Below are 13,511 nucleotides of genomic sequence, written 5' to 3' on the forward strand. Positions count from 1 at the left end.
TACTTGAATTCAGAAACCCGTTAGCTTAACCGTTAGCGGGTTTTTTCTTGCCTTAACAACCAATTATCGTTATAACTATAACAATTTTTTTACAATATAGGGGGATTTATGCCATTGAGCTCAACTGCACTATGCCGTGTGCGCGCAATCACCGCGTTTACCAGCCTGTCAGCCGATTCAAATACATGGCAGACCGCACTTGCCGCAGCGAAAAAACAGTGTGACAGCTTGGCGCACGCATTACAACGGCACGGTTATCAAGTGCAGTCAATTCGGATTGTGACCAACCCGTTCGCCGAGTATTTGAATCTCAGCAGCTTACAAACGGCAAAACAAGGTTTGGCGGCGATTAAGGCAATTTTACTACCGTTAAATCAAGGCTCGGATCGGCGAATTCGTTTTGCGATCGGCGAGGCGAAAACCCAAGCGGAAATTGAACTGTTGCCGGAACTCATCAAGGATTACGGTGATTTATGTAACGCCTGTGTCAATATTGCCGCCGATGAATTCGGCTTTTTGGATAACCGACAGATTAGCCAGTGTGCGGCGGCAGTACAAAAAATTGCCGCGATCACGCCACGCGGCGAGGGCAATTTCAATTTCACCGTCAATTTCAACTGCCAACCGTTGATTCCCTATTTTCCGGCAAGTTATCATCGCAGCGAATTGGGCAACTGTTTTGTGATCGGTTTGGAAACACCGGATTTATTGGCGGCGGTATTAGAGGGCATTCAATCCGTTAGAAAACAACAATCTCATGCTGCGTTTTTGCAATTGGCTTACCGCACTTTACGTGGTGCTTTGCAATACCATATTGATCAGGTGAATGAATGTATCGCGCAAGCCGAGATAGACAGCGGTTGGCGTTTTGCCGGTATGGATACCTCCGCTGCGCCGTCGAAAAACTGTCATTCGATGGTGGATATTTATCGGTTATTGGGCGTGCCGTATTTTGGTGCGGCAGGTACGGTGGAGGCTTCGGCATTGCTGACGCGGGTGTTTAAAACCTTGGATAACGTCGACGCGGTCGGGTTTTCCGGTTTAATGCTGGCGGTCACCGAAGACCAAGGCTTGGCGGAAGCCACTCGCCAACAACAATTTGATATCCGCGCCTTGCTGACCTATAGCAGCGTGTGCGGAATCGGCTTGGATACCGTGCCGATTGAGGGCGATACCCCGCTGGAAAAAATCACCGCGATTATGCGTGATACCGGCACTATGGCGTTTCGCTTAAACAAACCGCTCACCGTGCGCTTATTCCCGGTGCCGAATTTATCGGCGGGGCAACATACCCGATTTGAGAGTGAGGATTTGTGTAATTGTGCGGTGTTGGCTGTGCCGTGATTGATAAAAGCGGGTTAACGCCTTATAGTAATCGACTTTAGCCCGCTTTTTTGAAATGAATAAAAATTCTCCTTTATGCCGTGTTGCCTATTCTTTATTTAATAAGAATAAACCTTGATTGGAGAACGAAATATAGCTTTGTGTGAGTTCGGCATTAAAATACTCCGGACGGCAATTGACTAGTAATTCTTGTCCATGCCAATGTGCAATAATTTCCCAGTGATTGCCCATATACACCGCACTTTTAATCGTGCATTGCTGTGCCGGTGTACCTGTTTGATTAAAAGTAATAGCTTCAGGACGAACTCCCAGCAGGCAATCTTCGCCGACGATATTAAATTGCGCAACGTTGTTTAAACTAAATTCATAGCCATATACATTAATCTTATTTTGCTGTAATTTTGCAGGGAAAATACTGGATTCCCCCATGAAATTTGCTAAAAATAACGAATTAGGTTGCTGATAAAGCGTTTTGGCGGAGGCTTTTTGCATAATTTTGCCTTTATTCATCACAATTACTTCATCAGACACTGCAAAGGCTTCTGTTTGATCGTGAGTAACATATAAAGAGGTGATACCTAATCGTTGTTGTAATTCTCGTATCTTTTCTCGCATTGAGCGGCGTAAATTAGCATCCAAATTACTAAGCGGTTCATCAAATAACAACACTTTAGGTTTTAAGATCAAAGCACGGGCAAGCGCCACACGTTGTTGTTGTCCGCCAGAAATTTGATCCACAAAGCGCTGCTCAAAACCGGCCAAATCGACTAGTTCCAACGCTTCTTGCACTCGTTGTTCGCGCTCGGGCTTGCTCACGCCTTGCATTTTTAAGCCATAGCCTACATTGTCGCCAATGCTCATATGGGGAAAAAGAGCATAGGATTGAAAAACAATACAAATATCACGATTCTGAATGGCGGATTTGGTGACATCTTCCCCATCAATAAAGATTTGCCCTGATGTGGGGTTTTCTAAGCCCGCCACTAATCGTAACACCGTCGTTTTACCACAACCCGAAGGACCGAGAAGTGTCACCATGGTGCCGCGTTTAATAATAAGATCGAGATTATCAATGACCACTGATTTAGCAAAAGATTTAGTGATATTTTTTAAAACTAAGAAATTTTCATGTTGATTCATAATGGATAAATCCTAATTCATTGTTTTGGCTTTAGAGCGTGAGATACGTGTATCACCCACTAACCAATCAAAAAGTAATATAATGCTCATCATCACTATAATTAAAATAGAGCCGTAAGCAATGGCAATACCATATTCGCCATCCTCTACACGGTTCAGAATATAGGATGTCGCCACCCGTGTATCTGCAGTTACTAAAAAGACTATTGCGCTTACCGTTGTCATGGCGCGTACAAAACTTGTCACTAATGCAGAAATCAATGCCGGTTTTAGCAGTGGCAGAACAACGAAAATAATTGTTTTAAAGGTACTGCCTTTCAATGAAAGTGAGGCTTCATCGAGTGATTTATCAAGCTGTCCAAGCCCCGCAATTGCCGCACGCATGCCAACCGGCATATTACGCATTACCATTGAAAGAATGATAATAAGACCGGTACCTGTAATATAAATAGGGGCATTATTAAATGCTAAAATATAGGACACGCCAGCAACGGTTCCTGGTACGGCGAAACATAGCAAGGTTAAAAATTCCAGTGTCTTTTTACCTTTAAAATCACGACGTACTGTGATATAGGCAATAAGCAAGCCGAAAAATGCCGTAATCGGAGCGGCGGCAGCGGCAAACAATACGGTTTGAATCAGTGACGGCCAAGCTCCGTCATCTAAGCCTTGTCCAAACAACACCGCATAATTTCTCAAAGTTAATGTGTGATCCACCCCCCAGTTTACGGTAAAGCTCCCATAGAAAATGCTGCCGTATAAAACGATGTTAAAGATCACCCAAAAAGCCAAAATAAATGTAATGCCATGTTTCATTGCATTCGGTAAATCTTGCACATCACCCCGATAAGATTTACCCGAGACGGTGACATAAGAGCGGTTACCAATCCAAAGATATTGGATCACAAAAATGGATAATGAAAAGATCAACAATAATGTCCCTAAAGTACTTGCGGAAGCATAGTCAAGTTGAGAGCCCGCAATATAAAAATAGATTTGCGATGAGATCACATCAAAGCTGCCGCCAAGCACCAGTGGCGTACTAAAATCCGCTAACGATTGAATTGCCACGACCAAGAAAGCGTTGGCTAATGCCGGTTTCAATAATGGAAAAATAATACCGAAAAATGTTTGATAACGATTAGCCCTCAATGTATAAGAGGCTTCTTCGATAGATGGATGAATAGATTTCAGGGCGCCTTCCAAAATCATAAATGACATTGGGGTTAATGCTAAAGTATGGGCAATCACGATACCGGTAAAGCCGTATAACCAATTACTGCTGAAATTTAGATATTCGACTAAAAATTTAGTGACATAACCTGAGCGGCCAAGCATTAGCGTAACGCCAAGACCAACCACAAAAGGCGGCGTGACAATGGGTAAAATAGAAAATATTTTTCCGATAAATGCACTGCGTTTCGCAATGCGCGTTGTATAAAGGGCAAACAATAAACCGAATAAGGTTGCAAGCACACCGACAGTTGCAGCAACACTCAAAGAGTTCATAATGATACGCAGTACATAAGGCTGTCGAATAATTTTCAATGCTTGTGTCGGGAGAAATTCCGAGCCGTTATAAAACATTGAAATAAAAATAGCCATCGTCGGATAGACAATAAAGAAAAAAATCAATAAAACGATACTAATTAATGACGCAATCACGAATTTATCGCTTTGCATTATTTTCATCTTAGCTAACGCATTGGTGGCGAATGCAATTAACGCAATAACTAAAACAAAAATTGAATAACCAAGGCTGATTTTTTCAATGGCGGCAGAAATAAAAACAAATAGAAAAATCCCTACCACAGTAGAAAATTCAAAAATACCTTGCAGATATTCATTTTTTCTAGAAAAAATCTGAGAAATCAGTGGAATAAGTAATAATATACTAAACCAAACCCAACTTAAATTGGGCGTAGACCACCCCATGGCACTGAATATTTCATCTGAAGTGGACTCCATAATTCCATAATCTAGTGCCATGGTAGGGAGTAAAATAAAGCCTAACATAGCCAATGCAACCCAAAACATATTCGAATTGAATATTTGTTGCTTTTTCATAAAACCTCCAAGATAGTTGCGGCATGTTAAGCCTCCGAATATTGCAGTGGTTGGTAGTAAGCAATATTTTAAAACATCTTCCTAGCTATAATAATCTCACTCTACTTCGCCAATTTAACTTCTTCGACCCATTTATTAATTAAGCGTTTACGTTCATCGGCAGCACCGTATTTTTCAAAATCATAATTGATTAAGTTCAGCTTAGTCGGATCAAATGCAGTCGGTGATTGTTCGGCAGTTTTATTGGTAAGAATTTGTAAGGAGTTGCCCTTTTTCCAACTCAACTCTTGCCCTTCTTTAGATAGCACCCAATCGACAAATAATTTTGCATTATCTAAGTTGCGAGCACCTTTTAAAATGCTCACGCCGCCTAGCTCATAGCCTGTACCTTCGCAAGGCACAATCATCTCAAGTGGCGCACCATTTTGTTTTTCTAATGCATAGTCGTGTAAAAAGCCGATACCAATAGTCGTTTCTCCACGTGCGGCATTACGTGACGGGGCAATCCCGGATTTTGCATATTGGGAAATATTCGGATGTAATTGCTTGAAATAATTGAATGCCTCATCTTCGCCCCAAAGTTGGGTAAAAGTGGCAATGGCGGTATAAGCAGTGCCGGAACTTTGCGGATCGGCAATTTGGACTTCACCTTTTAAGCGTGAATCGTTGAGATCTTTCCAGCATTTAGGTATTTCTGTGATACCGAGTTTTTTCAATCGATCCGTATTAACGCCAAAACCGAGAATCCCCATATATACTGCTGAGCTTAAGTTGCCTTTCACTTTTGCGGGATCTTGAAAACGTTCTACAATCTGATCGATATGGGGTGAGCGATAGGCTTCAAGTAGCCCCAATTCCCCGGCCTGAGATTGCGGATCGAGTGTGCCGCCGTACCATACATCGGCTTGCGGGTTATTCTTTTCCGCTTCGATCTTGGCAAAAGTGCTTCCCGAACCATTGCGAATAAAAGATGTTTTTACATCAAATTTTTCCCCGAAGGCTTTGGTCTGTGCTTCACACATTTCATTGGTCGCACTGCAATATACGACTAAGCGCCCCTTTGCAAGCACTTGTGGGCTTAAAAATAATCCGCCTAACAATAGGCTGGATACAATAATTGAAATAGTAGAACGCTTCATTTGATACTCCTTGTTAATATAAATGACGTTTTAATAATACAAGAAATAACAAATGTATTTAGTGATAAACCTCACAAATTATGGCACAACAACAGAGGGATTCTAATGCGGATTTCTTTCATCATTTTGCAGCAAGCAGAGGAGATTCGAACTAAAAAACGCCTGTAAAAATAACATTTACAGGCATTTTTTATGCAAAAAATCAATCCGGATTACTTCACTTCGCGAAACATAATTTCCGCCGGAATCACATCGCCTTGCCAATACAGTTGGCTGGCGACGCTTTCGGCAAGTTGCAGGAAGTGTTGGCTGATTTCATCTTGCGGTGCGGCGGCAACGGTCGGTGTGCCGTGATCCAGATCTTCACGCAGGCGGATATGCAACGGAATTTGTCCCAACACCGAAATATGGTATTTTTCCGCCACTTTTTGCGCGCCGCCGGTGCCGAAAATATCTTCGTGATGACCGCACTTGGCGCAGATATGCACGCTCATATTTTCAACAATGCCAAGCACCGGTACGGAAACTTTTTCAAACATCGCAATTCCCTTGATCGCGTCCAGTAAGGCAATATCTTGCGGGGTTGTCACCACGATTGCGCCGGTAACCGGAATTTGTTGCGACAGCGTCAGTTGAATATCGCCTGTGCCCGGCGGCATATCGATCACCAAATAATCCAAATCCGGCCACCAGGTTTCCTGCAACAACTGGCTGAGGGCGCTGCTTGCCATAGGACCGCGCCAAATCGTGGCATTGTCGGCGGGCATTAAAAAGCCGATTGAGTTGGCATAGATTCCATGGACTTCAATCGCCACCATATGTTTATTGTCCGGCGAGGTCGGGCGTTGATCGGCCGCACCTAACATATGCGGAATTGACGGGCCGTACACATCGGCGTCCAAAATCCCAACCCGCGCGCCTTGCGCTTTTAACGCTAAGGCAAGATTGACTGCGGTGGTGGATTTGCCCACGCCGCCTTTGCCGGAGGTGACGGCAATAATATTTTTCACGCCGTTGACTGCCGGGTGATTGTTAGCGCGTTTTAAGGTGGCGATTTGATAATTCAGCTGCCAGCGCACGCTTTTCGCTTGGCTGATGTGTAATAAATCCGCCTCAAGTGCGGTTTTCAAGCGTTCAAAACCACTGTTCCAGGCAAATGGCAGGGTCAGTTCGAGGCGCAGGGTGTCGCCGCCCAATTCGATTTTTTTCAGGGCTTTCAGTTCGATCAGATTTTTTTGCAATGTCGGATCGCGAAAGTCGGCAAAGCATTGTTCAATTTGGCTTTTTTGAGCGTCGCTCAATTCGTTAGCGGAAAATAAGCTCATGGTAAATCCTTTGTTTTTATAGGGTTACAGCAGTGTTTGAGTAAAATCGGTGCTATTTAATCATGTTTGGCGGCAAGTGTTAAGTTAAAATCTGCATTATCATGCAATACGGCATAAAGTGCGGTTCAACTGGTAAAAATAGCCGTGTTGCGCTAAAATCTGTGCCTATTTATTCGATAAAATATTCTACAAGGATTTCAAGTTTAATTATGTCAAATTCAGCCCGCAAAATTTTGGTGACTTGCGCCCTGCCGTATGCCAACGGTCCGATTCATTTAGGTCATTTATTGGAGCATATCCAAGCGGATATTTGGGTGCGGTTTCAGCGTATGCGAGGCAATGAAATCCATTTTGTCTGTGCCGACGATGCGCACGGCACGCCGATTATGTTGAAAGCGGATCAAATGGGGATTACGCCGGAGGCGCTGATTGCGCAGGTGAAAAGCGAACATCAAGCCGATTTTAACGGTTTTAACATCAGTTTTGATAATTATCATTCCACCCACAGCGACGAAAACCGCACGTTATCTGAGGCGATTTACACTAAACTGAAAAGCAACGGTTTTATTAAAAGCCGCACCATTTCGCAACTGTATGATCCGCAAAAAGGCATGTTTTTGCCGGATCGTTTCGTGAAGGGCACTTGCCCGAAATGTAAAGCGGAAGATCAATACGGCGATAACTGCGAGGTTTGCTCAGCGACTTACAGCCCGACCGAATTGATTAATCCGCGTTCGGTGGTGTCGGGGGCAACACCGGTGATGAAAGAGTCGGAACACTTTTTCTTTGATTTGCCGAGTTTTGAAGCCATGCTGAAAAGCTGGATTCGTTCCGGCTCGCTGCAACAAGAAGTGGCGAATAAAATGCAAGAGTGGTTCGAAGCCGGTTTGCAGCAATGGGATATTACCCGTGACGCGCCCTATTTCGGCTTTGAAATTCCGGACGCGCCGGGGAAATATTTCTACGTTTGGCTGGATGCGCCAATCGGCTATATGGCGTCGTTCAAAAATCTGTGTGATCGCGAAGGCTTGAATTTCGATGAGTTTTGGCACAAAGACAGCACCACCGAGCTGTATCATTTTATCGGCAAAGATATTATGTATTTCCACAGCCTGTTCTGGCCGGCGATGTTGGAGGGCAGCGATTACCGCAAACCGAGCAATATTTTTGTACACGGCTATGTGACCGTTAATGGCGAAAAAATGTCGAAATCGCGCGGTACATTCATTCAAGCCGCAACCTATCTCAAACTGCTTGATCCGGAATATCTGCGTTACTACTACGCCGCCAAACTGAGCCACCGTATTGATGATTTGGATTTGAACCTGCAAGATTTCGTGCAACGGGTGAATGCGGACATTGTCAATAAAGTGGTGAATCTCGCTTCGCGTAATGCCGGCTTTATCCAAAAACGTTTTGGCGGCAAACTGGCGGCAAGCTTAGAAAATCCGGCGTTGTTGGCGGAGTTCGGCCAAGCCTCCGAAACGATTGCGGCCTATTTTGAAAACCGTGAATACGGCAAAGCGATCCGCGAGATTATGGCATTGGCGGACAAAGCCAATAAATATATTGATGATAAAGCCCCGTGGGTGGTGGCAAAGGAAGAGGGTAAAGATCAGGCATTGCAGCACATCTGCTCAATGGGGATCGAAATGTTCCGCATTTTAATCGGTTATCTGAAACCGGTGCTGCCGCAATTGGCGGCACGCGCGGAAGCCTTTTTACAAACCGAATTGACGTGGGACAGTTTATCTACGCCGTTATTAGCGCATGAAATTGCGCCGTTTAAAGCGTTGTTCAACCGTTTAGACAGCAAGCAAATTGATGAATTGGTGGCGTTGTCGAAAGAGGAAAATGCACAATTAGCGCCGGTGGCAATCGAAAAAGCGGGGGCAAGCACGGCGGAAAAATCCGAATTTGAGCCGATTGCCGATACCATTTCGATTGATGATTTTGCCAAAATCGATCTGCGCGTGGCAAAAATCGTCAAAGCCGAAGCCGTGCCGGAAGCGAATAAGCTGGTGAAACTGACCCTCGACATCGGCAGCGAAACCCGCCAAGTATTCGCCGGAATTAAATCGGCGTATAAACCGGAGGAGCTGGAAGGGCGTTTAACCGTGATGGTTGCCAACCTTGCGCCGCGCAAAATGAAATTCGGCGTTTCGGAGGGCATGGTGCTCGCCGCCGGACCGGGCGGCAGCGATCTGTTCGTGCTGACCCCGGATCAAGGCGCAACCCCGGGAATGCGTGTCAAATAAGTAACCAACCAACCGCACTTATCGTGATGAAAGTGCGGTTTTGTGTATTTGGATAATCAATTTTGTTGTATGAAGGAAATATCCATGAAACTAGATGAAGTAGCAAAATTAGCCGGTGTGTCGCGCACCACAGTGAGTTATGTGATTAACGGCAAAGCAAAATTACATCGGGTGAGTGATCGCACGATTGAAAAAGTGATGGCGGTGGTGAATGAGCATAATTTCAAACCCAACCCGGTGGCGGCGGGGCTGCGTGCCGGGCATACCAATACCATTGGTTTGATTATCCCGGATTTGGAGAACATCAGTTACGCCAAAATCGCAATGCGTTTCGAAGCCCTTTGCCGCAAGGCGGGCTATCAGCTGTTTATCTCTTGCTCGAATGACGAAGCGGAAAACGAAAAGCAGTGTGCCAAGCAGTTATTGGCGCGCAAAATTGATGCGTTGGTGGTATCGACCGCACTGGACAGTGAGGATGATTTTTATCGGCAGGTGAGTGACGTACCGATTATCGGTTTCGATCGCCAAGCCAATAATTTAAATAATATCAATGTGTTGTATCATGACGAGGACGATAGTTGTCACTTGGCAAAAACATTGTTACAGCATGATAAAACCGGTTCGATTTTGTATTTCGGCGCACATCCGGAATTTCCAATCAGCCGCCAACGCGAATCGGGATTCCGTCAAGTCGTAGAAAAGCAAGGTTTGCAGATCGACTACCTGTATGCACCGCACTTTACCCGTGAATCGGCAATGGCAACATTCAGCACATGGCTACAGCAAAACAGCTTGCCGGATACCTTGTTCATCACTTCGTTAACCCTGCTGCAAGGGGTGTTCCAAGCACTGTTGCAACAGCAGGGCGGCATTCCGCCGCAATTAACACTGGCTACCTTTGGTGACCAACAAATGTTGGAGTTGCTGCCAAACCAAGTGATCAGCGCGGTGCAGCCGTATGATGACATTGCGGAAAATTTATTGTTGGCGCTACAGCGCATGATTGTGAAAAGCGACAGTAAAAAACAGCGTAACGCACAGGCTTATCCGGTTTGGGTGCAGCGTGAAATTTTTTATAAAGCCCGGGCATAACAAAACGCAACCGCACTTGGTGTCGAACCAAGTGCGGCTATAAAGTGAAGTCGTAAAGTGCGGTATAAACAGACTATTTCGCCATGCGTTTATACTTAATCCGGTGCGGTTGCACCGCTTCTGCGCCGAAGGTTTTCTTCTTCCACTCTTCGTAATCGGTGAAGTTGCCTTCGTAGAAAGTCACTTTGCCCTCGTCGCCGTAGTCTAAAATGTGAGTGGCAACACGGTCTAAGAACCAACGGTCATGGGAAATCACCAAGGCACAGCCCGGGAATTCCAACACCGCATTTTCCAAGGCGCGCAAGGTTTCCACGTCTAAATCATTGGTCGGTTCGTCGAGTAATAACACGTTGCCACCGGTTTGCAACAATTTTGCCAAATGCAAACGTCCGCGCTCACCGCCGGACAACTCGCCGACACGTTTTTGTTGATCCACGCCTTTAAAGTTGAACCGTCCGACATAAGCCCGGCTTGGAATTTCAAAATTGCCGATACGCATAATGTCCAAACCGCCGGAGACTTCTTCCCACACGGTTTTCTTGTCGTCCATACTGTCACGGAACTGATCGACCGAGGCTAACACCACGGTTTCGCCCAGTGTGATCGAGCCGCTGTCCGCTTGTTCTTGTCCGCTCAACATTTTGAACAGGGTGGATTTCCCTGCGCCGTTCGGACCGATAATGCCGACAATCGCCCCTTTCGGAATACTGAAAGAGAGATCATCAATCAACGTGCGGTCGCCGTAAGATTTGCTCAGGTTGCTGACTTCGATGACTTTATCGCCTAAGCGTGGACCCGGTGGAATAAACAACTCGTTGGTTTCGTTACGTTTTTGATATTCACCGCTGTTCAGTTCATCAAAGCGTGCCATACGCGCTTTGCTTTTCGCTTGACGGCCTTTCGGATTTTGGCGCACCCATTCCAACTCTTTCTCAATCGATTTTTGGCGGGCAGACTCGGTCGCCGCTTCTTGTGCCAAGCGTTTCTCTTTTTGTTCCAACCAAGACGAGTAGTTGCCTTCCCACGGAATGCCTTCGCCACGGTCAAGCTCCAAGATCCAACCGGCAACGTTATCCAAGAAGTAACGGTCATGGGTGATCGCCACCACCGTGCCTTCGTAATCGTGTAAGAAGCGCTCTAGCCACGCCACCGATTCTGCGTCTAAGTGGTTGGTCGGTTCGTCCAACAGCAGCATATCCGGTTTTTCCAACAACAAGCGGCACAATGCCACGCGGCGGCGTTCGCCCCCTGACAGGTGCTCGATTTTTGCGTCCCAATCCGGCAAACGCAACGCATCGGCGGCACGTTCCAGTTGGTTTTGCAGATGGTGTCCGTCGTGGGCTTGAATGATCGCTTCCAGCTCGGCTTGTTCCGCCGCCAGCTGATCAAAATCCGCATCGGGATCGGCGTATAACGCATAGACTTCATCTAAGCGGGTCAATGCGGTTTTCACTTCGCTGACCGCTTCTTCCACCGCCTCACGTACGGTTTGGTGCGGATCCAGTTTGGGTTCTTGCGGCAGATAGCCGATTTTGATTCCCGGTTGCGGGCGCGCTTCGCCCTCAATATCCTTATCGATTCCCGCCATAATCCGCAACAGGGTGGATTTCCCCGCGCCGTTTAAACCGAGAACCCCGATTTTCGCGCCCGGAAAAAAGCTGAGAGAAATGTTTTTCAAAATATGACGCTTCGGCGGCACGACTTTGCCGACGCGGTGCATCGTATACACAAATTGGGTGGACATAGTATTTCCTTTCGTTTCTTGTCGAGAAAAAAGTCAGATAAAAAATCGCTTTATTATAGGCGAAATTAAGGGCGAGGGCTACGCCGGAAACACAAAGTGCGGTCAGACAGATAGCGGGGCTGACCGCACTTTGCGCTTGAAAAAGAGAAATTAGCGTGCAATCTGTATAAAAATAACGCTGTTATAGGCAATATAACACAGCAACAACAGCACACCGGCCCAGCGTTGGATATAGCCGTTTTCCGCTTTGTAACGGTAGCCGAGCAGGAATAAAAGTGCGGTCAGGAACAACATCACCGGCATATCGCGCGTGATAATGTCGTTTTCGGCTTGCAGGGGATGGATGGCGCCGGCAAGCCCGACCACCGCCAGCGTATTAAACAGATTGGAACCGATAATATTGCCCATTGCCAAATCATGCTGGTTTTTGCGTGCGGCGGCAATGCTGGAGGCGAGTTCCGGCAGCGATGTGCCAACGGCGACTACGGTTAAGCCGATGATCAGCTCGCTCACGCCGAAATGGTTGGCGATAGTGACCGCGCCCCAAACCAACAGTTGCGAGCTGGCAATCAGCAGGATTAAACCGAACAGTAGTAAACCGATAGCTTTACCGATCACAATATCGTCCCGTTGGTCGTCTTCTGATAGTTGGTTGGATAACGCATTTTTGACTTTTAAGCCATCCCGAATGCTGACAAACATAAATAAGGCAAACATGGCTAAAATGATGATACCGTCAATGCGGCTAATATCGCGATCGAACAACAAACCGGCTGAAACCAAGGTCACAATCAGCAACAGCGGTAACTCTTTTTTCAAAATCGACGGCGTGACCAATACCGGGCTGATCAATGCGGTCACACCGAGAATCAGCGCGATATTGGCGATATTCGAACCGTAAGCATTGCCGAGCGCAATTCCCGGATTGCCTTGGATTGCCGAGGTGATTGACACCACGATTTCCGGTGCAGAGGTGCCGAAACCGATAATCAACATACCGATTAATAATTTCGGCATACCGAAATAGTGCGCGGTTTGGCTGGCGCCATCGACGAATTTATCGGCACTCCAAACTAAAATAATCAAGCCGGCAATCACGGCAAGGGAAGCAAGTAGCATAGTATGTCCTGAGGATACATAGAGCAGATAAAAATAAAGCCCGTAATCATGACGATTATGGGCTAAACACTGTCGGATTACAAAAAGCGTTTACAAAAGGAGACAAATAAAAGCTAACCGACAGAGAAAGTGGCTCCTCCTGCTGGACTTGAACCAGCGACATACGGATTAACAGTCCGCCGTTCTACCGACTGAACTAAGGAGGAATTGTTCGTTTTTCGACCATGCAACCGATATGCAATTTATAGTATAGATTTATTCCGCAATGTCGAATTGAGGGGCG

General features: G+C 46.1%; 9 protein-coding genes and 1 tRNA gene. 3 read left to right on the plus strand and 7 right to left on the minus strand.

The features are described 5' to 3' along the window. Positions 1-108: 108 nt before the first annotated feature. A complete protein-coding gene (locus ACWA5Z_RS08545; protein WP_431051450.1) occupies positions 109-1,344 on the plus strand; it encodes a DUF711 family protein in 1,236 nt (411 codons plus the stop codon). Positions 1,345-1,431: 87 nt separating this feature from the next. Here ACWA5Z_RS08545 and fbpC read toward each other — a convergent pair whose 3' ends face one another. From fbpC to apbC, 4 genes are all read right to left on the minus strand, one after another. Next, positions 1,432-2,484 carry a ferric ABC transporter ATP-binding protein gene (fbpC, locus tag ACWA5Z_RS08550; protein ID WP_431051452.1) on the minus strand — a complete coding sequence of 351 codons (1,053 nt, stop codon included), beginning with the start codon at positions 2,482-2,484 and terminating at the stop codon, positions 1,432-1,434. 12 nt (positions 2,485-2,496) lie between these two features. After that, entirely contained in the window at positions 2,497-4,551 is a 2,055-nt protein-coding gene (locus ACWA5Z_RS08555; protein WP_431051454.1) for an ABC transporter permease, read from the minus strand. A gap of 101 nt (positions 4,552-4,652) precedes the next feature. After that, positions 4,653-5,690, minus strand: a complete 1,038-nt coding sequence (locus tag ACWA5Z_RS08560) for an ABC transporter substrate-binding protein (protein WP_431051455.1) — start codon at positions 5,688-5,690, stop codon at positions 4,653-4,655. A 212-nt stretch (positions 5,691-5,902) separates the two neighbouring features. Further along, positions 5,903-7,015 (minus strand): iron-sulfur cluster carrier protein ApbC, encoded by a 1,113-nt coding sequence (gene apbC, locus ACWA5Z_RS08565; protein WP_431051457.1) that lies wholly within the window; start codon positions 7,013-7,015, stop codon positions 5,903-5,905. 209 nt (positions 7,016-7,224) lie between these two features. On the opposite strand from apbC, the gene metG reads away from it, so the two are divergent. Together metG and cra are read left to right on the plus strand one after the other, a co-directional pair. Continuing rightward, positions 7,225-9,273, plus strand: a complete 2,049-nt coding sequence (gene metG / locus ACWA5Z_RS08570; RefSeq protein ID WP_431051459.1) for a methionine--tRNA ligase — start codon at positions 7,225-7,227, stop codon at positions 9,271-9,273. An 84-nt stretch (positions 9,274-9,357) separates the two neighbouring features. Beyond that, positions 9,358-10,365, plus strand: a complete 1,008-nt coding sequence (cra, locus tag ACWA5Z_RS08575) for a catabolite repressor/activator (protein ID WP_431051461.1) — start codon at positions 9,358-9,360, stop codon at positions 10,363-10,365. 73 nt (positions 10,366-10,438) lie between these two features. Here the strand turns inward: cra and ettA are convergent, their stop codons facing one another. The 3 genes from ettA to ACWA5Z_RS08590 form a co-directional block, all read right to left on the minus strand. Continuing rightward, positions 10,439-12,109 (minus strand): energy-dependent translational throttle protein EttA, encoded by a 1,671-nt coding sequence (gene ettA, locus ACWA5Z_RS08580; RefSeq protein WP_431051463.1) that lies wholly within the window; start codon positions 12,107-12,109, stop codon positions 10,439-10,441. A gap of 150 nt (positions 12,110-12,259) precedes the next feature. Beyond that, on the minus strand, positions 12,260-13,228 hold the full coding sequence (locus ACWA5Z_RS08585) for a calcium/sodium antiporter (RefSeq protein ID WP_431051465.1): 969 nt from the start codon (positions 13,226-13,228) through the stop codon (positions 12,260-12,262). A 130-nt stretch (positions 13,229-13,358) separates the two neighbouring features. Next, positions 13,359-13,434 (minus strand) — tRNA-Asn (locus ACWA5Z_RS08590). Positions 13,435-13,511 lie beyond the last annotated feature (77 nt).

The organism is Testudinibacter sp. P80/BLE/0925 (assembly GCF_053570785.1).

What these genes read in the sequence shown, in the direction of transcription:
- ACWA5Z_RS08545 (WP_431051450.1), top strand. Translation starts at nt 109, where the DNA reads ATGCCATTGAGCTCAACTGCACTATGCCGTGTGCGCGCAATCACCGCG.
- fbpC (WP_431051452.1), bottom strand. Translation starts at nt 2,484, where the DNA reads ATGAATCAACATGAAAATTTCTTAGTTTTAAAAAATATCACTAAATCT.
- ACWA5Z_RS08555 (WP_431051454.1), bottom strand. Translation starts at nt 4,551, where the DNA reads ATGAAAAAGCAACAAATATTCAATTCGAATATGTTTTGGGTTGCATTG.
- ACWA5Z_RS08560 (WP_431051455.1), bottom strand. Translation starts at nt 5,690, where the DNA reads ATGAAGCGTTCTACTATTTCAATTATTGTATCCAGCCTATTGTTAGGC.
- apbC (WP_431051457.1), bottom strand. Translation starts at nt 7,015, where the DNA reads ATGAGCTTATTTTCCGCTAACGAATTGAGCGACGCTCAAAAAAGCCAA.
- metG (WP_431051459.1), top strand. Translation starts at nt 7,225, where the DNA reads ATGTCAAATTCAGCCCGCAAAATTTTGGTGACTTGCGCCCTGCCGTAT.
- cra (WP_431051461.1), top strand. Translation starts at nt 9,358, where the DNA reads ATGAAACTAGATGAAGTAGCAAAATTAGCCGGTGTGTCGCGCACCACA.
- ettA (WP_431051463.1), bottom strand. Translation starts at nt 12,109, where the DNA reads ATGTCCACCCAATTTGTGTATACGATGCACCGCGTCGGCAAAGTCGTG.
- ACWA5Z_RS08585 (WP_431051465.1), bottom strand. Translation starts at nt 13,228, where the DNA reads ATGCTACTTGCTTCCCTTGCCGTGATTGCCGGCTTGATTATTTTAGTT.